This is a genomic window from Enterobacter sp. E20 (assembly GCF_000801755.2).
GTDB classification, from domain to species: Bacteria; Pseudomonadota; Gammaproteobacteria; order Enterobacterales; family Enterobacteriaceae; genus Enterobacter; species Enterobacter asburiae_B.
Window position 1 is genome coordinate 34177 of the sequence record NZ_CP012999.1, and the last position, 22565, is coordinate 56741.

General features: G+C 58.3%; 20 protein-coding genes and 2 pseudogenes. 11 read left to right on the forward strand and 11 right to left on the reverse strand.

Annotation, left to right across the window (positions count from 1 at the left end; genetic code table 11):
- The first annotated feature begins 25 nt into the window (after window positions 1-25).
- Window positions 26-478 carry a DUF1198 domain-containing protein gene (locus NI40_RS00165; protein WP_029741417.1) on the forward strand — a complete coding sequence of 151 codons (453 nt, stop codon included), beginning with the start codon at window positions 26-28 and terminating at the stop codon, window positions 476-478.
- 102 nt (window positions 479-580) lie between these two features.
- Complete coding sequence (nepI, locus tag NI40_RS00170; RefSeq protein WP_039260374.1) at window positions 581-1771, forward strand: purine ribonucleoside efflux pump NepI; 1191 nt, start codon at window positions 581-583, stop codon at window positions 1769-1771.
- A gap of 48 nt (window positions 1772-1819) precedes the next feature.
- Here nepI and NI40_RS00175 read toward each other — a convergent pair whose 3' ends face one another.
- The 6 genes from NI40_RS00175 to NI40_RS00200 all read right to left on the reverse strand — a co-directional run bounded on the left by NI40_RS00175 (window position 1820) and on the right by NI40_RS00200 (window position 7745).
- On the reverse strand, window positions 1820-2725 hold the full coding sequence (locus NI40_RS00175) for a DMT family transporter (protein ID WP_029741863.1): 906 nt from the start codon (window positions 2723-2725) through the stop codon (window positions 1820-1822).
- A 150-nt stretch (window positions 2726-2875) separates the two neighbouring features.
- Window positions 2876-4255, reverse strand: coding sequence for a carbohydrate porin (locus NI40_RS00180; protein ID WP_033144328.1), 1380 nt, complete (start codon window positions 4253-4255; stop codon window positions 2876-2878).
- Between the two features lie 136 nt (window positions 4256-4391).
- Window positions 4392-4694: a PTS lactose/cellobiose transporter subunit IIA gene (locus tag NI40_RS00185; protein ID WP_029741865.1), complete on the reverse strand. Its 303-nt coding sequence runs from the start codon at window positions 4692-4694 to the stop codon at window positions 4392-4394.
- A 5-nt stretch (window positions 4695-4699) separates the two neighbouring features.
- Window positions 4700-6076, reverse strand: a complete 1377-nt coding sequence (locus tag NI40_RS00190) for a glycoside hydrolase family 1 protein (RefSeq protein ID WP_033144327.1) — start codon at window positions 6074-6076, stop codon at window positions 4700-4702.
- A 17-nt stretch (window positions 6077-6093) separates the two neighbouring features.
- The gene (locus tag NI40_RS00195; protein ID WP_039260375.1) at window positions 6094-7419 is read right to left on the reverse strand and encodes a PTS sugar transporter subunit IIC; all 1326 of its coding nucleotides are present in this window, start codon (window positions 7417-7419) and stop codon (window positions 6094-6096) included.
- An 11-nt stretch (window positions 7420-7430) separates the two neighbouring features.
- Window positions 7431-7745 carry a PTS sugar transporter subunit IIB gene (locus NI40_RS00200; RefSeq protein ID WP_039260376.1) on the reverse strand — a complete coding sequence of 105 codons (315 nt, stop codon included), beginning with the start codon at window positions 7743-7745 and terminating at the stop codon, window positions 7431-7433.
- 293 nt (window positions 7746-8038) lie between these two features.
- Between NI40_RS00200 and NI40_RS00205 the strand changes: the two genes are divergently transcribed.
- Entirely contained in the window at window positions 8039-8989 is a 951-nt protein-coding gene (locus tag NI40_RS00205) for a LacI family DNA-binding transcriptional regulator (protein WP_039260377.1), read from the forward strand.
- A 45-nt stretch (window positions 8990-9034) separates the two neighbouring features.
- Here NI40_RS00205 and NI40_RS00210 read toward each other — a convergent pair whose 3' ends face one another.
- The 5 genes from NI40_RS00210 to NI40_RS00230 all read right to left on the reverse strand — a co-directional run bounded on the left by NI40_RS00210 (window position 9035) and on the right by NI40_RS00230 (window position 15766).
- On the reverse strand, window positions 9035-9331 hold the full coding sequence (locus NI40_RS00210; protein ID WP_023309843.1) for a YicS family protein: 297 nt from the start codon (window positions 9329-9331) through the stop codon (window positions 9035-9037).
- A 121-nt stretch (window positions 9332-9452) separates the two neighbouring features.
- Window positions 9453-10817 carry an efflux transporter outer membrane subunit gene (locus NI40_RS00215; protein ID WP_039260378.1) on the reverse strand — a complete coding sequence of 455 codons (1365 nt, stop codon included), beginning with the start codon at window positions 10815-10817 and terminating at the stop codon, window positions 9453-9455.
- Window positions 10817-13927, reverse strand: a complete 3111-nt coding sequence (locus NI40_RS00220; RefSeq protein WP_039260379.1) for an efflux RND transporter permease subunit — start codon at window positions 13925-13927, stop codon at window positions 10817-10819. The genes NI40_RS00215 and NI40_RS00220 overlap by 1 nt, the downstream gene beginning before the upstream one ends.
- Window positions 13927-15048 (reverse strand): efflux RND transporter periplasmic adaptor subunit, encoded by a 1122-nt coding sequence (locus tag NI40_RS00225; protein ID WP_039260380.1) that lies wholly within the window; start codon window positions 15046-15048, stop codon window positions 13927-13929. Before NI40_RS00225 ends, NI40_RS00220 begins: the two co-directional genes overlap by 1 nt.
- A 148-nt stretch (window positions 15049-15196) precedes the next feature.
- The gene (locus NI40_RS00230; protein WP_033144322.1) at window positions 15197-15766 is read right to left on the reverse strand and encodes a TetR/AcrR family transcriptional regulator; all 570 of its coding nucleotides are present in this window, start codon (window positions 15764-15766) and stop codon (window positions 15197-15199) included.
- Between the two features lie 186 nt (window positions 15767-15952).
- Between NI40_RS00230 and NI40_RS00235 the strand changes: the two genes are divergently transcribed.
- The 8 genes and pseudogenes from NI40_RS00235 to NI40_RS24425 form a co-directional block, all read left to right on the forward strand.
- Complete coding sequence (locus NI40_RS00235; protein WP_039260381.1) at window positions 15953-16372, forward strand: GNAT family N-acetyltransferase; 420 nt, start codon at window positions 15953-15955, stop codon at window positions 16370-16372.
- Between the two features lie 129 nt (window positions 16373-16501).
- A complete protein-coding gene (locus NI40_RS00240) occupies window positions 16502-16762 on the forward strand; it encodes an antitoxin (RefSeq protein ID WP_039260382.1) in 261 nt (86 codons plus the stop codon).
- 18 nt (window positions 16763-16780) lie between these two features.
- Window positions 16781-16969: pseudogene (locus NI40_RS00245) on the forward strand (PIN domain-containing protein); the annotation flags it as partial.
- Window positions 16970-17109: 140 nt separating this feature from the next.
- Window positions 17110-17910, forward strand: a complete 801-nt coding sequence (gene nlpA / locus NI40_RS00250; RefSeq protein WP_039260383.1) for a lipoprotein NlpA — start codon at window positions 17110-17112, stop codon at window positions 17908-17910.
- A gap of 122 nt (window positions 17911-18032) precedes the next feature.
- Window positions 18033-18812, forward strand: a complete 780-nt coding sequence (locus tag NI40_RS00255) for an MBL fold metallo-hydrolase (protein WP_039260384.1) — start codon at window positions 18033-18035, stop codon at window positions 18810-18812.
- Window positions 18813-18838: 26 nt separating this feature from the next.
- On the forward strand, window positions 18839-19792 hold the full coding sequence (locus tag NI40_RS00260) for a GlxA family transcriptional regulator (RefSeq protein ID WP_039260385.1): 954 nt from the start codon (window positions 18839-18841) through the stop codon (window positions 19790-19792).
- A gap of 183 nt (window positions 19793-19975) precedes the next feature.
- Entirely contained in the window at window positions 19976-21673 is a 1698-nt protein-coding gene (locus NI40_RS00265; protein ID WP_055703366.1) for a ShlB/FhaC/HecB family hemolysin secretion/activation protein, read from the forward strand.
- A gap of 80 nt (window positions 21674-21753) precedes the next feature.
- Window positions 21754-22545: pseudogene (locus tag NI40_RS24425) on the forward strand (filamentous hemagglutinin N-terminal domain-containing protein); the annotation flags it as partial.
- Window positions 22546-22565 lie beyond the last annotated feature (20 nt).

The following is a 22565-nucleotide window of genomic DNA, read 5'->3' on the forward strand; positions in this document are numbered from 1 at the left end:
TGAGCGGCAATTCATAGGAGAACGCATGGTCTGGATAATGCTGGCAACGCTTGCCGTGGTGTTTGTGGTGGGATTTCGCGTCCTGACCTCAGATTCCCGCCGCGCCATCAAACGTTTGAGCGAGCGTCTGGGGATTACCCCGATGCCGGTCGAGTCGATGATCGACCAGTTCGGTAAAACGTCCGGCAATGAGTTTATCCGCTACCTTGAGCGACCCGACGAGGCGCATCTGCAAAACGCTGCGCAGGTGCTGCTGATCTGGCAGGTTTGCATCGTCGACGGCAGCGAGGAGAACCTGCACGCCTGGCACCGCATGCTGCGTAAAGCCCGCCTTGCCGCGCCGATTACCGATGCGCAAATTCGTCTGGCGCTTGGCTTCATGCGCGAGATGGAGCCCGATCCGCAGGAGCTAAACGCTTTCCAGCTTCGCTATAACCAGCTCTTCCTGCCGGAAGAGGGCGTGTTTTACCTGCACTGATCCCCTGTAAAAACGACAAAAGTTGTCAAATCGTTAAATCCGTCACACTTTTGATGATAAACTGCGCGACTTTTCCGCACGTTTTTATCTTCAGGTGACGCCATGACAGAACATATCCAGCCCACGACCAGACCGCAGACCAAAGAGGTTTCTCGCCCCAACTGGTCGGCCGTTTTCGCCGTGGCGTTCTGCGTCGCCTGCCTGATTACCGTTGAGTTTCTGCCGGTGAGCCTGCTGACGCCGATGGCGCAGGATTTGGGCATTTCCGAGGGCGTGGCGGGGCAGTCCGTCACCGTTACCGCCTTCGTGGCGATGTTCGCCAGCCTGTTTATCACCCAGGTGATTGGCACCATCGACCGCCGCAAGGTGGTTATTCTGTTCAGCGTGCTGCTGACGCTCTCCTGCCTGCTGGTCTCCTTCGCGGAAAGCTTCACCCTGCTGCTGCTGGGGCGCGCCTGCCTGGGGCTGGGATTAGGCGGTTTCTGGGCGATGTCGGCCTCGCTCACGATGCGCCTGGTGCCCGCGCGGACGGTGCCAAAAGCGCTTTCCGTTATCTTCGGTGCGGTCTCTATCGCGCTGGTGATTGCCGCGCCGCTCGGCAGCTTCCTCGGCGGGATTATCGGCTGGCGTAACGTCTTCAACGCCGCGGCGGTGATGGGCCTGCTCTGCATCATTTGGGTGTGGAAGGCGCTGCCGTCCCTGCCGGGCGAAGCGGCGCACCACAAACAGAACATGTTCGCGCTGCTGAAGCGCCCCGGCGTGCTGGCGGGGATGACCGCCATCTTTATGTCCTTTGCCGGGCAGTTTGCCTTCTTTACCTATATCCGCCCGGTGTTTATGACCATGGCGGGCTTTGACGTCGACGGCCTGACGCTGGTGCTGCTGAGCTTTGGTATTGCCAGCTTTGTCGGCACCTCGCTGTCGTCCCAGTTCCTGAAACGCTCCCTGAAGGTGGCGCTGGCGGGGGCGCCGCTGGTGCTGGCGGCGAGCGCGGCGGTGCTGGTGCTGTGGGGCAGCGATAAGTGGGTGGCGTCTGCCATCGCGATTATCTGGGGGTTGGCCTTTGCGCTGGTACCGGTGGGCTGGTCGACGTGGATCACCCGCTCGCTTGCCGATCAGGCGGAAAAAGCCGGGTCGATTCAGGTGGCGGTGATCCAGCTGGCGAACACCTGCGGCGCGGCCATTGGCGGCGTGGCGCTCGACCATTTGGGGCTGACGTCACCGCTGGTGATCTCCGGCACGCTGATGCTGCTGACCGCGCTGCTGGTGGCGGGGAAGGTGAAGGCGAAGTAGTGTTTTTCTCCCTCTCCCGTGGGAGAGGGTTGGGGTGAGGGCATCAGGCTACGCCGATGTCTGAACCCGTCTTCTCGAATCCATCGAAATCAGCACTACCGACGACACGATCAATAGCGTCCCCAGCCAGTCCGGCAGGGTGAACGCCACGCCCAGCAAAATCACCGACAGCAGCGCGCTGCTCAGCGGCTCGGCGCAGCTCAGAATGCTCGCCTTCGGCCCGCCGATCATCTGCGCGCCTTTCAGATACAGGCTGAACGTCAGCGCGGTGCCAATCACCACCAGGTAGAAAAACGCCAGCAGCAGGCTGCCGTCAATCACAAAGGTGGTCCCGCGTCCGGCGTAGAACGGCGTCAGCATTAGCCCGGCGATCAACATGCTCCAGCCGACAATCGGCAGCGTGCCGTAGCGGGCGATCAGCGTTGACGGATAGGTGGTGTAAAACGCGGCGGCAAACGCCGAGGCGATGCCGAAGAACAGCGCGGCAGGCGAGATGGAGAGCGAGGTTGGGTCGCCGTGGGTGACCAGCAGAAACGTACCGACAAGCGACGTCATGATGGCCGACAGCACAAACACGCCGGGACGCTTTTTCCGCGCCAGGGCGAACCAGGCCACGATAATGGTCGGCGAGAGGAACTGCAGCACGGTAGCGGTGGCTGCGTTGGATTTCTCAATCGTCAGCAGGAAGGTGAGCTGCACGGTGAGCGCGCCGACCAGCGAGAAAATCAGCAGGCTGAGGGCGTCTTTGCGATGTTTGATGACCGAGAAAATCTTATCGCCGTGAACGAAGGAGAGCGTCAGCAGGATCACGCCGGTAAACAGCAGGCGAACCATGGTCAGGTAAGGCGAAGAAATGTGGCTTTTCTCCATGATGTACTGCGCGCAAACGCCGGAACTGCCCCATAAAACGGCGGCGATCAGGACGTTTAGCATCCCTTTACGTGTGGAACCCATTTTCTCCCCTGCGATGTTGTCGTTAATTCGGTCAACAGCATAGCATGGTTGCGTGCGGCCTGATGCCCTCACCCCGGACCGTACACCCACGTGGAGAGGGAGCAAACACTAAAAACGGCAACTTGCGTTGCCGTTTTGCTTCTACCTTGCTTAGAACCACGCCTCCCACATCGCGCCGACGTTGAAGTCGTCGAGCGTTTCGTCTTTGGTGTTGTTCACGCGCGCGGTGCGTTCGTTATCCACTTTGCCGCCGGTCACGTAGAAGCGCAGCATCGGGCGGAACTCCGGCCCCATGGCGATAGACATGTTCTGGGACAGGGTCAGCTTCCAGCCCTTGTTGTCGCCGCCGTTGTCGTAATCCACGTGCTGCCAGCCCGCTTCCAGCCAGGTGGAGTGAACGTCGTTCCACCAGTGCATCGGTCGCACGATGGCGTTGTAGTTCTTGCGGTTGTCGGTCTTATCGCGGCTGTTGTCGTAGTCGTGGAAGGCGAGGATGTACTCCACCTGCGTGGCCTGGGTGAATTTGTACAGCCCTTCGAAGCTGGCGTAGACCGTGGTCAGATCCTCGGTTTTGTTGAACACGCTGTTGTCCGCGTTATCGGAGTAGCGGGCGATCACCTTGTTCACGCCGCTGTCGTTGGTGTGGCTCAACACTACGCCGCCCTGCCACGCGTTCAGACGCTCGTCGCTCTCCACCGCCTTGGAGTCAAAGCCGTAGTTGGCGTACAGCTCCATGTCGATCGGGCCGAGCTTCATGCCGTGGATTTTTGAGGTCGCGGCGTAGTTGCCTTTGTCGCCCGTGCCGGAACCGCCGGTACAGGTGATGCGCGACGGGTTGGCTTCATCTTCCATCACTTCCGGGCTACAGGATTCCACCGCCGCCACGGCGGCGACGTCAAACTGCACGCCGCCGATGTCGAAGTTCTTCACCCCGGCGCCCTGGCCGTCGTGGTTCATCCAGAAGTAATCGTTGATGCCCTGCTGCGGACGCTGGTGGAAGTCACGGCCTGCCCAGAAATAGGCGTTCGGGTTGGAGGCCATAATGTTGGTCACCCCCGCGTAGGCTTTTTTCAGGTTAACTTCGTCGCCCCAGTGGTCGATCATCACGTTAACGTCCCAGATGGCGCCGTTTTCACCCTTGAAGGCCTTGGATAGCTGGAATTCCCCGCCGTTGCCTTCGTTGCCCAGACGACCAATGGCGGACGCGCCGTTGTACGAGCCGTCCACCGCCACGTATTTCTGATCGGCGGCCTGGAAGTGCGCGCCGTAGCGGGCGTAGCCGGTAAATTTAATTCCGAACGGGATCGCCATGTCCGGAGATTGCGCCGCGCTTTGCGGCTCGGTCACCACGTCCGCTTTTTTCGCGACCGCCGCATCCATTTTAGCCTGACGTTCGGCCAGGGCTTTATCCACCGCTTTCGCCACAATGGCGTCGATTTGCTCCTGCGTGAATTCCTGCGCGAGCACGGAAATTGGGCAAAGCGCGGCGATAACCGCCATGGTTAATGGAAGTTTTTTAATCGTATTCATGGTTATCTCAATATAGTTTAATTTTATTCAGACAATAACCATCCCGCTCCGATCTGACAGAGTATGTCGCTATCATCAGAACAAGTGGATCTCTATTTAGGGTACAGAGGTATTACAATAATTATTTCGCCATAGACTATCTCTGATATAAATGAATAATTTCTTCGGACAGTTCACGCGCTAATAATGAATTCATTAAATGATCCTGCGCGTGCACCATAATTAACGTCATCGGCTGACGGCCTTCGCCCGCATCCTGCTCGATCAGTTTGGTCTGCATCTTGTGCGCCTGGCGCGCGTAGCCGTCGGCTTCGCGCAGCAGGCTTTTGGCTTCGTCAATGTTGCCCTGACGCGCCGCGTGCAGCGCTTCAAAGCACAGGCTGCGGGACTGTCCGGCATTGACGATAATTTCCATTACGGCTTCTTCTAATGCGATCATCATCATTACTCTTTTTCAAAACTATTATTTAACGCGGTAGCGGCAAACCACTCTCCGCTTTTCTTAATGGTGCGTTTCTGCGTCTCTAAATCGAGCTGGATAAATCCGTAGCGATTTTTATACGCGTTGCACCACGACCAGTTATCAATAAACGTCCACATATGGTAGCCGAGACAATTGCACCCTTCGCTAATACCCTTATGCAGCCAGGCTAAATGTTCGGAAATAAACTCGATGCGGTATTGATCGTTAATCTGGCCATTTTCAATAAAACGCTGCTCGTTTTCGACGCCCATGCCGTTTTCAGAAATAAAGCAGCGTGGGTTGCCGTAGTTGTCGCGCAGGTTGACCAGAATATCGTAAATTCCCGGCTCGTAGATTTCCCAGCCGCGGTACGGGTTCATCTTGCGGCCCGGCATCTCGTAATTATCGAAGAACCACTCCGGCATAAACGGCGCCTGCGGGTTCACCGCGCTGTCGCGACACTTCACGCGACGCGGCTGATAGTAGTTCACGCCGAGCAGGTCGATTTTCCCTTCCGCAATCAGGAAGCCGTCTTCCGGTTTACAGGCGGGTAATTGATCGCAGGATTTCAGCAGCGCTACGAGATCTGCCGGGTATTCGCCGCGCAGGACCGGGTCAAGGAAGCTGCGGTTAAACATCAGGTCCGCGATGTGCGCCGCCTTCACGTCTGCCGGGTTCTGCGAACGCGGGTACGACGGCGTCAGGTTTAGCACGATGCCAATCTCCCCCGCGTAATGTCCGGCGCGGTAGGCCTGAACCGCCTTCGCATGGGCCAGCACGGTGTGATACGCCACGGTGGCTGCCCGACGAAAATCCACCACGTTGGGGTAGTGGAAGTCGTACAGATAACCGCCTTCCACCGGCACGATCGGCTCGTTGAAGGTAAACCAGTGCAGCACGCGATCGCCGAACAGCTCAAAGCAAATCTGCGCATAGCGGGCGTAGGCGTCCACCACGTCGCGGTTTTCCCAGCCGCCGATCTCCTGCATCGCCATCGGCATGTCGAAATGGAACAGGGTCATAAACGGCGTGATGCCCTGTTCATTCAGCTCATCAATGACCTGATTGTAAAAATCGACCGCTTCCGGGTTCACTTCACCGATACCGTCGGGGATCAGGCGCGCCCAGCTAATCGAGGTGCGAAAGCTGTTGTGGTTCAGCTGCTTTAACAGCTGAATATCCGTTTTCCAGTGCTGATAAAACGTGGAGGTCTGCTGCGGCCCCACGCCGTTGTGAAAACGGTTTGGCTCGCGGGCAAACCAGTAATCCCACGTGGTTTCCCCCTCTCTTGCCCCTTCCGTCTGGAGAGCGGAGCTTGCGCTGCCCCACCAGAAGTTATCGGGAAATGCGTATTTCATGACTCTTCCTCTTTGACTTAATTGCTGGCGGTCTCGGCGGCGCCGACGGTTGCCTGGGCCTTCTGCTCTTCGTTTTTGATGAGCGTACGCTCATAGGCGCGCAGGAACGGCAGGTACATCAGCGCGGACATCACCATACAGACCAGGCACATCACCACCGGGCTCAGCGCCCAGTTTGCCGCCCACGAGGCGCCAATCGGTGCAGGGGTGGTCCACGGGGTCAACGAGACGACCTGCGCCAGCCAGCCGAGTTTGGTTGCGCCGTACGCCAGGCAGGCGTTAACCAGCGGAACGAACACGAACGGGATAAACAGCATCGGGTTCATGATGATCGGCGCGCCGAACAGAATCGGTTCGTTGATGTTGAAGAAGCTTGGCACCACGCCCATTTTGCCGATGGTGCGCAGGTGGGTAACGCGGCTGCGCAGCAGCAGGAACGCCAGCGGCAGGGTAGAGCCTACGCCGCCAATCAGGAGGTAGTGATCCCAGAAGCCCTGGAGGTAAACGTGCGGCAGCGCCGCGCCGGCCGCCAGCGCCGCCTGGTTTGCCGAGAGGTTCGCCATCCAGAACGGGTTCATGATGCCGGTGACGATCAGCGAGCCGTGAATACCGGCGAACCAGAAGATCTGACACAGCAGCACGGAGAGCAGAATGGCGGGCAGGGAGTCAGAGGCGGACACCAGCGGCTCCAGCAGGTGCATGATCGCCTGCGGGATGATCATTCCGGTCTGCGCTTCGATGAACAGGTTCAGCGGGTGCAGCGTGCCGATCACCACCATCACCGGGATCAGGATCTCAAACGAGCGCGCCACGCCGGTTGGCACTTCCTTCGGCAGGCGAATGGTCACGTTGTTCTGCTTCAGCCACGCGTAAACGCGGGTGGCGTAAATGGCGGTGATCAGCGCGGTGAAGATGCCCTGGCCGGAGAGATACTGGGTCGAAATTTTGCCGTCGGCATAGGGTGCGGCGACCAGCAGGAAGGCCATAAAGGCCAGCAGGCCGGACATCACCGGGTCGAGGTTGAACTGACGCCCCAGGCTCGCCCCAATTCCCACCGAAATGAAGAAGGTCATCACGCCCATGCTGAGGTTAAACGGCAGCATCAGCTGTTCGCGATAGGTCTGGGAGAAATCCAGCCAGCCGCGGGCAAAGCTGTTGGTGGTATCCGCCGAGAACGGCGGGAAGATGAACACCAGCATAAACGAGCCGATGATCATAAACGGCAGCGCGGCGGTAAAGCCGTCGCGGATGGCAATCACATACTTTTGCTGGCCCAGCTTGGCGGCCAGCGGGGTAATTGACTGCTCAATCACCGCGACCATGGATTGATATAACGAACTCATGTGAACACCTTTTAGTGTGCCGCTTCGATGAGCGACAGAGCATAGTCCAGTACTTTATCGCCACGCTGCATGCCGTAGTCCATCATGTCGATGGGCTGCACCGGAATGCCTTTCGTAGCCGCCTTGTCTGAGAGTGTCTTTAACATGTATTTCACTTGCGGTCCGAGAAGGACAACCTGGTATTGCGGAAACTGCGTATCAAATTCGGAAACACCGTACGCATCAATCTTCACCGGCAAACCACGTTCTTTCGCGACATCGACCATTTTGCTGACCAACAGGCTGGTGGACATCCCGGCAGAGCAGCACAGCATAATCTTGAACATCGACAACCATCCTCTAAATGTAAAAAGTTATTGCGAGGATGATTGGACATTATACGGAAACCGGTTTCCATTCATAAAAGACAGAAGTGTGACAACCATCAATATCCCTTACTTATGAGGCTAATTAACCGGATGTGGGTCACATAATTTGGCTGTTTTGACATCATTTTGAGTGGAAACGGAAAATCGGTTTCCATGGAAAACGGAAACGGATATACTCCGTTCTGGCTATAATGTGAGCCGAAGCGGTGATGGAATTTGCAGGCGCGAGGTAAGCCTGCCAGGGGAAAGAGATGTCGACAATCAATGATGTATCACGTCTTGCCGGGGTGTCTAAAGCCACGGTATCGCGAGTGTTGAGTGGGTCGCGTGGCGTAAAGGAAGCCAGCCGTCAGGCCGTTCTGAAGGCCGTGGATGAGCTGAACTATCGTCCCAACGTGATTGCCCAGTCGCTGCTGAGCCAGTCGACGGGCTGTATCGGGGTGATTTGCGCGCAGGAAAACATTAACCAGACCACCGGATATCTCTACGCGCTGGAAAAACAGCTCAGCCAGCATCAAAAACACCTCCTGCTGCGCTTCGCGCACAGCAAAGCGGAAGTGATGCACGCCCTTGAAGAACTCTCCTGCGGACTCTGCGATGATATCCTGGTGATTGGCGCCCGTTTCCCGCTGGACGTGGAGATGGACAACGTCATTCTGGTGGACTGCATGGAATCTGATAATTCCAACAGCATTCAGTTCGATCACGCCTTTGCCGCCGAAACCGCATGTAACTACCTCACCAGCCAGGGTCGTCGCCAGATTGCGCTGATCCACCCCCACGGCAGCGGTTTTGCCGACCAGGTGCTGCTCGGCTACAAGCACGCGCTGGAGAAAAATTTCCTGCCTTTTAATCGCAACCTGGTCTTTATGGACGCGACTTCTTCATCCGTTGCGCTGCAGGAGCTGCTTAACAACGCCAGCACCCTGAATTTCAACGCGCTGCTGGTGGCGGACGAGCAGGAAGCCCAGCGGGTGATCCCGCAGCTGCAGGCGTTTAATAAATCGGTGCCGGACGACATTATGGTCTTCAGCCTTGCCGGATCGCTGCACCTGCCGGGCATTCCAGTGATCCCAGCAATTGAATATTCCATGGACGCGATGGCGGCGCGTATTGTGAGCTGGCTGACGGAGAAAACGCAGATGCTCGGGTCCTATGTTCTGCGCGGGGATCTCATCATTCCGGATATGCGGAAGCGTTAAACATGTTTTCCAGGCCGGGTAAGCGCAGCGCCACCCGGCGGGAATTCAATAATCTTCCATACAATCCACCTGACCAATCGCCCCCCAGTAGGCATCCAGGTTGTCGCGCTTTACGGCGGTAATGGCATTTTTAATCAGCAGCTGATTGGCCTCGGACGACAAAATCATCTCCTGCCAGGCTTTATCGCTCTGCTTTTTCTGTGGCGTACAGGTTTTCTTAATATCTTTAAGGACCTGCTGCTTTATTTGCGCCTCTTTCGCGGGGTCATCCTTTTCCTGAGCATGGACAAACGCGGCGAAGAGCAGACAAACCAGCAGGCAGACCAGGTGCGCAGCTTTCATCAACAACCCCCTTTAGAAGTCACATGCTTCCCATGAAATATATCGTTACATTCAGTGTAGCGACGCCAGCCGAAAGTATGAATTTTCTCTTCACCGCCTGTCATGAACTTCCCGGCAAGCGCTACTGAATACCGCCCCCCAGCGACTGCCACAGCGTGATGCGGTTTTCCAGGTCGGTTTGCTGCAGCGCGATCAGCGATTCCTGCGCCGACCACAGCGACCGCTGCGCGGTCAGTACTGTCAGATAATCCCCCGCGCCCGCCTTATAGCTGCGCGTTGCCACATCCAGCGTTTTTTGCTCCGCCGCGACGTATTCACGCTGGGCGTCGAGCTGCTCGCTCAGGGTTTCACGCCGCGCCAGCGCGTCGGCCACGTCCTTAAACGCGCTCTGGATGGCTTTCTCATAGGTGGCGATCAGCCCCTTCTTCTCCGCTTCCGCGTAGCGCAACTGCGCCAGATTGTTCCCGCCGCTGAACAGCGGCAGGGTGATGGACGGCGCGAACGACCAGACCTTCATCCCGTGGCTGAACAGGGAGGAGAGCGAGTCGCTGCCGACGCCCGCGCTGGCGGTCAGTGAAATGGTCGGGAAGAAGTTGGCCCGCGCCGCGCCGATGTTGGCGTTGGCGCTCAGCAGGTTATGCTCCGCCTCCTGAATATCCGGACGACGCAGCAGCGTGCTGGAGCTGACGCCCGCCGGGATCAGCGTGATGGCGTTATCGCTCAGGCTCTCCAGCGTGCCGGGGAGTAGGTTGTCCGGCACCGTATCGCCCGCCAGCAGATTGAGGGCATTTTTGTCCTGCATCACCAAAGTCCGATAGCTCGCGACGCTGGCGCGCGCCTGCTGATAGACCGCCATTGCCGAGCTGACGTCCGTGGCGGCCGCCACGCCAACGTCCTGCTGGCGCTTCACAATCTTCAGCGAGTTTGCCGCGCTCTCCATCGTGGATTTCGCCAGCGCCAGGTTGCTGTTATCCGCCGCCAGCGTCACCCAGGCCGTGGTCAGCTCGCTGACCATCGTCAGGCGCGTGTTCTGCGCGGTGAACTCGCTGGCAAGCCAGGTTTCACGCGCGGCGCGGGAGAGGCTCTGGTTGCGGCCAAACAGATCCAGCTCGAAGCTGGAGACCGCGCCGTTGGCTTCATCGCTTGTCGCGACGCCGCTTGCCAGCGTGCGGCTGCGGGTGTGGCTCAGCTCCGCGTCCACCGTCGGGAACAGGGACGAGCGCGTTTCACCGTACTGGGCGCGGGCGGCGTCGATATCAGCAATCGCTTTTTGCACGTCGCGGTTGCTGTTAAGCGCCATCGTCACCACGCTTTTCAGCCGCGCATCGTTCATCACCTGCTGCCACTGGCTCACCACGGCGGTGGCTTCGCCGTGCGCGCCGGGCAAGGTTGCCGGGACGGGGGCGTCCGGGCGTTGATACGTTGGATCTAACGACACACAGCCCGCGCTCAGCAGGGCTAACGCTAAAATAGATACACGAAACATTATGACCTCCGGTTCGCGTGTTTACCGGAGAACAGTCGTTTCACCAGTACAAAGAATAAGGGGACGAAGAAGATCGCCAGCAGCGTCGCGGCCAGCGTTCCGCCGATAATGCCGGTACCAATTGCCACGCGGCTGTTGGCGCCTGCACCGGTTGCCACGGCCAGCGGCGTAACCCCTGCGATAAACGCCAGCGAGGTCATGATGATCGGCCGCAGACGCGTCTGGGCGGCACGCAGTGCGGCGCGCGTCAGAGAGTACCCTTCAGCGACTTTGGCTTCGGCAAACTCGACAATCAGGATGGCGTTCTTCGACGACAGGCCGATAGTGGTGAGCAGCGCCACCTGGAAGTAGACGTCGTTGTTCAGGCCGCGCAGGGAGGCGGCGACGGCCGCGCCTAGCACGCCAAGCGGGATCACCAGAATGACCGAAATCGGCACCGACCAGCTCTCATACAGCGCCGCCAGGCACAGGAACACGACCAGGATCGAGAGGGCATACAGGCTCATCGCCTGACCGCTCGCCAGTTTTTCCTGCAACGACAAACCGCTCCACGCCCAGGTGCTGCCGGACGGCAGGCTGTTTGCCAGCTGCTCCATTTTGCCCATCGCCGTGCCGGAGCTGGCGCCGCTGGCGTTTTCGCCCTGTATTTCATACGCCGCCGAGCCGTTGTAGCGCACCAGGCTTTCCGGGCCGTACTCCCAGCGGGTGGTGGCGAAGGCGGAGAACGGCGTCATGGTGCTGTCGCTGCCGCGCACAAACCATTTGTTGAGATCCGACGGTACGGCGCGGGTGTCGCTGTCGCCCTGGATGTAGACCTTTTTCACGCGGCCGCGGTCGATAAAATCGTTCACGTAGGTCCCGCCCCAGGCGCTGGAGAGGGTGTTGGTAACGTCGCTCAGGGACAGCCCCAGCGACACGGCCTTGTTGTTATCGATATCCACCTGAAGCTGCGGCATCTGCGGCAGATCGTTGGCGCGCACGGCGTGCAGCGAGCTGTCCTGATTGGCCTCGCCAATCAGCTGGTTACGCAGCTTCAGCAGCGCGTCGCGGTCGGTGCCGCCGCTTGCCATCAGCTCAAAGGTAAAGCCGTTGCTCTGGCCCAGGCCGTCCACCGCGGGCGGCGTCATGGCAAAGATTGTCGCATCGCGGATGGTGCTCAGCTCCTGCGTGGCGCGCAGGGCGATGGCCTGCGCGGTATTCTCATCGCCTTTACGTTCGGACCAGTTTTTCAGGGAGACAAACGCCATCCCGGCGTTCTGGCCGCTGCCGCTGAAGCTGAAGCCTTCAATGGTGAAGATCACGTTGGTATTGGCTTTTTCTTTCGTGAGGAACCACTCGCGCACCTGGCGGCTGACTTCGGCGGTACGTACCGTCGTTGCGCCCGCTGGCAGGGTGTACTGCACCATGATTTCGCCCTGATCTTCCGTTGGCAGGAAGCTGCCCGGCAGCTTAAGCATGGCGAAGCCCATCGCGCCGCAGAGCAGGGCATAGATAACCAGCATGCCGCCGGAACGGCGCAGGGCGCGCAGCACCTTGTTCTGATAGCCGCGCTCGGTCCTGCTGTAGAAGCGGTTAAACGCGCCGAAGAAGCCCTTTTTGTGCGGCGTCGTGTGGCTCAGGATCGAGCCGCAGAGCGCGGGCGTCAGTGTCAACGCCACCACCACGGAGAGGAACATCGCCGAAATGATGGTGACCGAGAACTGACGGTAAATCACCCCGGTGGATCCGCCGAAGAAGGCCATCGGCAGGAATACCGCAGAGAGCACCAGCGCAATGGCGACCAGCGCGCCGGAGATTTCGCCCATCGATTTCTCGGTGGCTTCCCGGGCGGGCAGCCCCTCGTCGCGCATAATACGCTCGACGTTTTCCACCACCACGATGGCGTCATCCACCAGGAGCCCGATCGCCAGCACCATCGCAAACAGCGTCAGGGTATTGATGGAGTAGCCGAACAGCGCCAGCACGCCGAAGGTGCCCAGCAGAACGACAGGTACTGCCAGCGCCGGGATCAGCGTCGCGCGGATGTTTTGCAGGAACAGGTACATCACCACCACCACGAGGATAATGGCTTCGAACAGGGTCTGAATCACGTCCTCAACGGAGATCTTGATGAACTCGGTGCTGTCTTTCGGGTAGGCCACGTCGTAGCCTTCCGGCATCGACTTTTTGAACTCGGCGATTTTATCTTTCACCGCCGTGGCGGTGTTGAGCGCGTTCGCGCCCGGTGAAAGCATCACCGCCATACCCGCCGCCGGGTGGCCGTTGAGCTTCGCGGTGGCGGTATAATCTTCGCTGCCCATCTCCACGCGGGCGACGTCGCTGATGCGCACCACCGCGCCGCTGGACTGGCTCTTCACGATGATGTTTTTAAACTGATCGACCGTCTGCAGGCGCGACTGGGCGCGGACGGTGGCGGTCAGCTGCTGGGCGTTCGACGAGGGCAGCGCGCCGATTTTACCGGCGGAAACCTGCACGTTCTGCGCTTCAATCGCGCTCTGCACGTCGGAAGGCATCAGCGAATAGGACGCCAGCTTCGCCGGGTCAAGCCAGATGCGCATCGCGTATTCCGCCCCGAACACCTGCAGGCTGCCGACGCCCTCCACGCGCGCCAGCGGGTCCTGCATATTGCTCACCAGCCAGTCGGCGATATCCGAGCTGCTGGCGGAGTCGGTTTTGTCGTACACGCCCATGATCAGCAGGAAGTTGCTCTGCGATTTCTCGACGGTAATGCCGGACTGCTGCACCTCGGTCGGCAGGCGCGATTCTGCCTGCTGAACCTTGTTCTGCACCTGCACCTGGGCGGTGTCCGGGTCGGTTCCCTGCTCGAAGGTGACGGTAATGCTCACCGACCCGTCCGAGCTGCTGGTGGAGGTGAAGTAGAGCAGGTTATCCAGCCCGGTCAGCTGCTGCTCGATCACCTGCGTCACGCTGTTTTCCAGCGTCTGCGCGGAGGCACCGGTGTAGGTGGCGGAGATTTTGATCGACGGCGGGGCGACGTCCGGGTACTGCGCCACCGGCAGCGTGCGGATCGCCAGCATCCCGGCGAGCATGATAAGAATGGCGATAACCCAGGCAAAAACCGGGCGACGCACGAAGAAGCGGGAAAACATCAGGCTTTTCCTCCCGCAGCTTTCATCTCTTCGGCCTTCACTTCCTGCCCGGGAGTCACTTTGTCGGTACCTTCCACAATCAGCCTGTCGCCCGCCTTCAGGCCGCTCAGCACCAGCCATTTGTCGCCGTAGGTGTCGCCCGTCTCCAGCTGACGCTGCTCGACCTTATTGCCGGCATTCACCACCAGCGCGGTGGCGGTGCCTTTGGCGTCGCGGGTGATGCCCTGTTGCGGTGCCAGGATCGCGTCGTTCATGATGCCTTCATCTACCCTGGCGCGAACGAACATCCCCGGCAGGAGCTGGTGCTGCGAATTCGGGAAGACGGCGCGCAGCGTGACCGAGCCGGTTGATTCATCCACCGCCACTTCGGTTAACGCCAGGCGGCCTTTCTCACCGTAGGTGCTGCCGTCTTCGAGGATTAAGGAGACGCTTAGCGTATCGCTATTGGTGGCAAGGGTTTGCCTGCGTAAACGCAGCAGATCGGCGCTGGAACGGGTTAAGTCGACGTACATACTGTCCAGCCCGCGAACGGTGGCGAGCGCGGTATCCTGCTGGGCGGTCACCAGCGCGCCGGGCGTGACGGAGGAGATACCGATGCGTCCGGCAATCGGCGCGGTAACGGTGGTCCAGTTAAGGTTAATGCGCGCGCTCTCCTGCGCGGCCTTCTTTGACTCGACGCTGGCCTTGTCCTGCGCGCAGGTGGACTGTGCGTCCTCTGCGTCCTGGCGCGACACGCCGTCGTCTTTCACCAGCTGCGCATAGCGCCGGGCCTTCTGGCAGTCGGCCGCTACCAGCGCCTGAGCCTGCTTCAGCGCCGCGGCGGCTTCATCAAACGCCGCGCGATAGCTGGAAGGGTCAATTTGATACAGCGCCTGTCCGGCCTTGACCGTATCGCCTTCGGTGAACAGCCGCTTCTGGATAATGCCGCCCACCTGCGGGCGCACTTCGGCGCTCATGGCGGCGGTGGTGCGGCCGGTCAGTTCGCTGACGACGGACACCGGCTGGCTCATGAGCGTGACAATCCCCACATCCGGAAGAGGACGCTGGGGAGCAGATGTTTGCGCATTATCGCACCCGGTCAGGAGAAATAATGCCGCGATGGAGGTTGTTATGTTTTTCATAATCTTTTTCCAGGGTGAACGACGCCAGCCCCGTTAATGGCTTAACGGGGAGGAGGACAATTTAGAGGCACAGCGATACCGCATCTCTGGCTGAGCCAGAAATGTAAAAAAGGGGAATTACTTATTCCCGCTAATTATTCATATGCGATTACTTCGCAGAGAAAAGCATATTTAAAATATCCTGATAAAGGGGTTCTAATTGTTCTGACGGGACTTTTAAGGGGGTTAATCGACGATAAATCGTTCCCTCAATCATCACGGCGGTAATCTCCACGCAGCAGCGAATATGCTCGTCGCTCAGGTGGGGAAACTGCTTTTTCAGGTGCGCGCAGGCGTTGGCGAACATGCGCGATTCAGCTTCGATCAGCATCGTCGCCACCTGCGGATTACGCGTGGCCTCAGCGGACATTTCCAGCATCAGCGCATCGTCATCTTCGTTGAGGGTCTGTCGCCAGGCGAGCGCCTGCGGCATCCCTTCCACCAGGGTTTTACCCTGCATCTCCTCAATGCGTGAGTCGATGATTCGGCGGATCATCTCTTCGATAATCGCGTCTTTGTTGCTGAAATAACGGTAAATTTGCCCGACGCTGAGCTTCGCTTCGCTGGCGATCTGCGACATGCTGGCGGCGTGAAATCCGCTGGCGCGAAAGCAACGACGCGCGGCGGTGATGATCTCGTCCTGACGTTGTTTTTGTCGTTCTTCCAGTTTCGTACTCATCGTCGGCTACCGTGTAAAAGTGAGAATGATCGTTCTCAGTATACGTTTTGGGTGCGTATTGGAAAGGCCTTTTTTATTTAGATATTGAGGGAATGTTTCCGTATTTAAAAAATGGAGGGAATGAGGAGTTTTTGTGGAGGTTAAGCTGTGAGATATTCAGATTGCATAGAAAATAAGGAGAGAAAAATGCACCTGAGCATAACAAATAATGTAACGCCCGCTGAAAAAGAAGAGTTATTTGTGGGGTTAAGAGCCTATAACGGGCAATTTTTGGATATGGCGACCTTTAGCGGCGACATTGGCGTTTACGTACGAGACGATAAAGGCGTTATGCTCGGCGGGCTAATTGGGGTGCGTAAAGGCGACTGGCTGAATATCGACTATCTCTGGGTCAGCGAGACCGTGCGCGGATCCGGCGTGGGCAGCCAGCTCATCAAAACGGCCGAAGAGGAAGCCAGACGCAAAGGCTGCAAGCACGCGCTGGTCGATACCGCCAGCTTCCAGGCGCGCCCGTTCTATGAAAAACAGGGGTACCAGCTGCAAATGTCTTTGCAGGATTATCCTTATCCGGGCATGCAGCGGCATTATCTGGCGAAAGCGCTTTAAATCCGTTTCTGTGATTAGGGATTCAGCTATTTATTGCGAGTCGCATTCCTAATTTGAAGCGTGTTGCTTGTCTTCTTTTCAGGCCCTGGCGCATGCTTTGGCCTGGTCAAGTAAACCATGGAGATGGCAATGGAACGCACAGCAAAACTCTTCAAGAAGGGGCGGAATCAGGCCGTAATGCTGCCTGCTGAATTCGCGTTTGATACGGAGAGCGTCTATATCCGGCGGGATGAGGAGGGGAATGTCGTTTTGACTGCGAGATCGGAGAAAGAGCGGCATCGAGATAACTTTTTACGTTTATTGAAGCAGACCCATGTTCCTGATTCATTCCTCAGCAAAGAGGAACGTAATCAGAGCTATACAACAAGAGATCCCTTTGAAGGACTCTAGAATATGCTGCATATGTTGGATAGTGACGCCGCCGCAACGTACGGCGAACTCCGCGCAGCAATGGAGAAGAGAGGAAAAGTGATGGGCGATCTCGATCAACTGATCGCTGCGCATGCTATCAGTCGGAGAACAACGATTGTGACTAACGATCGTGCATTCAGAATGGTGCAGGAGCTTACCGTCGAGGACTGGACGACAACGTCGTGATCCCTCATGCCGGGTAAGCGCAGCGCCACCCGGCAAAACCCGCATATAACTTATCCTTCTTATTGATTCTTTTTCGGTTTTTATTTCACCGCCTCGTTGTCGATATAGTCACTACAACATTTAGCAAAAGGAACTGTCTTGTGAAACGTCGATTGGGTGCTCTGGTACTTGCTGGCCTGCTGCTGGCAGGGTGCGATCAAAGTGGCAGCGATGCCAAACACATTAAAGTGGGCGTCATCAACGGCGCTGAACAGGACGTGGCGGAAGTCGCCAAAAAGGTGGCAAAAGAGAAATATGGCCTGGACGTTGAGCTGGTCGGCTTCAGCGGCTCGCTGTTGCCCAACGATGCCACCAACCAGGGAGAACTGGATGCCAACGTCTTCCAGCATCGCCCGTTCCTCGCTGAGGATAACAAGGCGCATAACTACAAGCTGGTGGCCGTAGCGAACACTTTTGTTTTTCCGATGGCTGGTTATTCCCGCAAAATTAAATCCGTCTCTGACCTGAAGGACGGGGCGACGATTGCCATTCCAAACGACCCGACCAACCTTGGCCGCGCGCTGTTGCTGCTGCAAAAGGAGAAGCTCATTACCCTGAAGCCGGGCACCGGGCTGCTGCCGACGGCGCTGGATATTACCGCCAACCCTAAACAGCTGAAAATTATGGAGCTGGAAGGGGCGCAGCTGCCGCGCGTGCTGGACGACCCGAAAGTGGATGTCGCCATCATCAGCACTACCTATATTCAGCAAACCGGGCTGTCGCCGGTGCATGACAGCGTCTTTATTGAAGACAAAAACTCGCCGTACGTGAACATCGTGGTGACGCGCGAAGACAACAAGGACGCGGAGAACGTGAAGACGTTTATCCAGTCGTATCAGTCGCCTGAAGTGGCAAAAGCGGCTGAGACGATCTTTAACGGCGGGGCGGTGCCGGGCTGGTAAACGATCTGACGGAAAACGGGTTGCTTAAATTGGCCCGATTCCATCGGTAATCGCCCTTTAACCCACTGCGGCAAGTGCGACGGCTGGCTATCCTCCTTATCACACCCACCGGAGGATAGCCCATGAACATTACCCACATTCGCAACGCCACCCAGCTGATTTCCTACGCCGGAAAATGTCTTTTAATCGACCCGATGCTGGCCCCGAAGGGGGCTTATCCGGGCTTTCCCGGCACGGCGTATGCCGAACGCCGTAACCCGACGGTCGAACTCCCCGTTGACGTCAACACGCTGCTGGACGCCGACGCGGTGATCGTCACCCATACTCATGACGATCACTGGGATCGCACTGCGGCGGAGCTGATCGCCAAAGACAAACCGATCTACGTGCAAAACGATCGTGACGCCGCGCTGCTGCGCAGCCAGGGATTCAGCAACCTGACGGTCATGACCGACGCGACCTTCTTCGGCGATATTCAGATTACGAAAACCCACGGCGGGCAGCACGGCACCGATCGCGCTTACGCCGTGCCGGAGCTGGCGGAGCGTCTGGGCGAGGCCTGCGGCGTGGTGCTGCGTCATCCCGATGAGAAGACGCTCTATCTTGCCGGGGATACCGTCTGGCGTGACGAAGTGGCGGTCGATCTGCAAAAGCACCAGCCGGACGTGGTGGTGCTGAACGCTGGCTATGCCCACGTCATTGGTTTTGGGCCCATTATTATGGGGCAGGAGGATGTGCTCAACGTTCATTTCCTGCTGCCGCAGGCCAGCATTGTGGCAATCCATATGGAGGCGATTAACCACTGCCTGTTGACCCGCAGCGCGCTGCGTGAGTACGTTGAAGCCAATCAGGTGAGTGACGCAGTGAGCATTCCCCAGGATGGCGAAACCGTTATATTCTGAGTGCGTTAAAGGGAAAGGAGGAACTGATGTCGCTAATCAACGTCGCGATTGTCGCGGTAGACGGGTTCAGCCCGTTCCACTACTCCGTTCCCTGCATTCTGTTTGGCGATTCGGTCTCCGGCGAAAAGCGCTTTAACGTGACGATCTGCGCCGAAACGCCGGGGTTTCTCACCTCAAAAGACGGATTTGCCCTCAACGCCACGCAGGATTTTACCGCCATTGGTCAGGCCGATATTGTCGTCGTTCCCTACTGGCAGCACGTTCTTGAACGCCCGCCCCAGACGCTGCTCGACAGCCTGGTGCGGGCGAGAGACAACGGCGCGGAAATCGTCGGGCTGTGTCTGGGGTCGTTTGTGCTGGCCTGGGCGGGGCTCCTCGACGGCAAACGTGCGGCCACCCACTGGGAGTTCGAGCATCAGTTCCAGTCCCTTTTCCCGCACGTTCAGCTGGATATCAATGCGCTCTACGTGGATGACGGCAATATCATCACCTCCGCCGGAACCGCGGCGGCGCTGGACTGCTGCCTGTATATCATTCGTCAGCGCTTTGGCAGCGTGGTCGCCAACCAGATTGCCCGTCGGATGATTGTTCCGCCCCACCGCGAGGGCGGTCAGGCGCAGTTCATCGCCCAGCCGGTACCCAAAGATACCCGCGACGGACGCATTAACTGCCTGATCGATTATCTTCAGCAGCACATTACCGAACCGCATAGCCTGGACTCACTGGCGGAGGTGGTTTCGATGAGCCGCCGCACCCTGACCCGTCATTTTATTCAAGCCACGGGGATGAGCGTCGCCGACTGGCTTACCGCCGAACGCCTGCGGCGCAGCCAGCTCCTGCTTGAAGCCGGAAATATGCCGATTGAGCGCGTGGCCGAACTGGTGGGATTTAATTCCGCCGTCACCTGGCGGCAGCAGTTTAAGGCGCGTTTTGGGGTGAGCCCTGCGGAATGGAGAAAAACGTTCCGTCTTCACAGCTAGTGTATTACGGCTAACTCAAGATTTAAGGGTTAGTTAAATCACTTCTTATTTTTTCTTAATCCACCTCTCATTTTTCTGAAAAAATATTTTATTTGCTTCGCCCTAACGCAAATTAGATATACTCGCATTAAGAATGCTCTTATATTTCGAAAATATTAATTGCGAATAAATTTTGTGGCATGGATGAATAGCAATAAAATAGAAAGAAGAATAATTTCATTAGCAAATTATATTATTTTTATCTTATCGGGTGCGCTTTTTTCAGCAAGCGTTAACGCTGCACCCTTGTCGCCAGCCGATCGCGATACTATTCAGCAGCAACAGCAGCAGCTTTTATTACAGAACCAGCAACAGCGTGAAGAGCTGGAGCGGAGTATTCCTCGCCCCGCGCCTGCCAGGCCTCTGCCTGCAGCCGGTGCCGGGCCCTGCTTCACCATTGATACCATTACCCTTTCCGGCACGACCCTCATTTCCCCGAAAACCCGGCAGGCCCTTGTCGCGCCGTGGCAGGGCCGGTGTCTGGATATGGCGAAAATAACGGAGCTTCTCGCCCGTATTTCTGACTGGTATATCAGCCGGGGATATATCACCAGCCGCGCTTTTCTTACCGAGCAGGATCTCTCCGGCGGTCAGCTGAATATTGTGGTGCTGGAAGGACGGCTGGAAGCGATCCGTCTGGAAGGCGAAACGCCGCGCATGCTGAAAATGGCGTTTCCGGGACGGACAGGCGGCATCCTTAATTTACGCGACATCGAACAGGGGATGGAGCAAATTAACCGTTTGCGCGCCGAACCGGTGCAGATTGAAATTCTGCCGGGAACGCAGGCCGGATATTCCATCGTTAATCTCACGGGCAAGCCGGAATTTCCGTTAAGTGCATCCGTGAGCCTGGATAATAGCGGGCAGAAGAGCACCGGTGAAAACCAGCTTAACGGCGTGCTCACCGCCAATAATATGCTGGGGCTGGCGGATAAATGGTTTGTCAGCGGCGGGCGCAGCAGTGATTTTGCCAGCGCGTACGATGCGCAGAATTTCCAGGCGGGCGTCAGCGTGCCGTCTGGTTACGGACTGCTGGACTACAGCTACGCCTGGAGCAACTACCGGACCACCATCAGTAACCAGGGCTTCAACTGGCTCTCCACGGGCGATACGAAAACCCACCGCCTTAACGCGTCCTGGGTGGTTTTCCGCAACGGGGATGTCAAAACCGGCATTGCGGCGGGCGTGGTTCAGCGCTCCAGCCGCAACTGGCTGAACGACGCGCCGCTTAAGAGCAGCACGCGCAACCTCTCCAGCCTGGTCCTGGGAATTACCCACACGCAAAAAATGCTGGGCGGCGTGGCGACCTTCAACCCGACCTGGAGCCACGGCATGCCGTGGTTCAATGCCGAAACCGATGAAAATAAATCCGGGGATATGCCGCGGGCGGAATTCCGCAAATGGAGCCTGAACGCCAGCTTCCAGCGTCCTGTTGCCCGTAACGCGTGGTGGCTGACCAGCGCCTACGGCCAGTGGTCGCCCGACCGGCTGTACGGCGCCGAGCGCCTGACGCTCGGCGGCGAAAGCTCCGTACGCGGTTTTAAAGAACAGTACCTGTCCGGGGATAACGGCGGCTACTGGCGTAACGAGCTGGGGTATTCCCTCTTCACCCTCCCGGTGATTGGCGCGGTAAGCGCAACGGTCGCCGTTGACGGCGGCTGGCTGGAAAAAGACCGTCAGGACCGCTTTGCCTCCGGCACGCTGTGGGGCGGTTCGGTGGGGCTGAGCAGCGCTGGGCGCGGGTACAGCAGCCAGATTTCGGTCGGCACGCCCCTGCACTACCCCGACTGGCTCGGCCCGGATCATGTGAGCGTTAACTGGCGCATTGCCTTCATGCTTTAAGAGACTCTACGACTATGGATACCCGTCACCCACCCGTTCGTTTCTCGCAGCGTCTGATCAGCTGGATTGTCTGCGGCCTGATGGTCTGGCAGCCGGTGGCACCCGCCGTCGCGGCGGCGCTTACGCCGGCCGGGCAGACCACGGTCGACCGGGCGGGGAACGGGGTGCCGGTCGTCAACATTGCCACCCCGAACGGGGCGGGCATTTCGCATAACCAGTTCGGCGAGTATAACGTCGGCAGCGAGGGGCTTATCCTCAACAACGGCACGGACCGTTTAACCCGGACCCAGCTGGGCGGGCTTATTCAGAACAACCCCAACCTGCAGGCCGGGCGGGAAGCGAAAGGCATCATCAACGAAGTCACGGGCGCCAGCCGCTCGCAGCTGCAGGGCTACACGGAAGTCGCCGGTAAGGCGGCAAACGTCATGGTGGCCAACCCCTACGGCATTACCTGTAACGGGTGCGGATTTATCAACACCCCGAACGTCACCCTGACCACCGGCAAGCCGCAGTTTGACGCCAGCGGTAACCTGCTGGCGCTGGAGGTGACGAAAGGGGCCATCACGGTTGAAGGCCAGGGGCTGGACGCCAGCAAGAGCGACGCGCTGTCGATTATTGCGCGCGCAACGGAGGTGAACGCCGCGATCCACGCGAACGACCTGACGGTGACCGCAGGGGCGAACCGCGTGGGTGCCGACGGCAGCGTCAGGCCAATTGCCGGCGAGGGCGCCGCGCCCGTGGTGGCGGTGGATACCGGCGCGCTCGGCGGGATGTATGCGAACCGTATCCGCCTGGTCTCCAGCGAGGCGGGCGTCGGGGTGAACCTCGGCAACCTCACCGCGCGCCAGGGCGACATTCAGCTGGATGCGGGCGGGAAACTGACGGTCAGGAA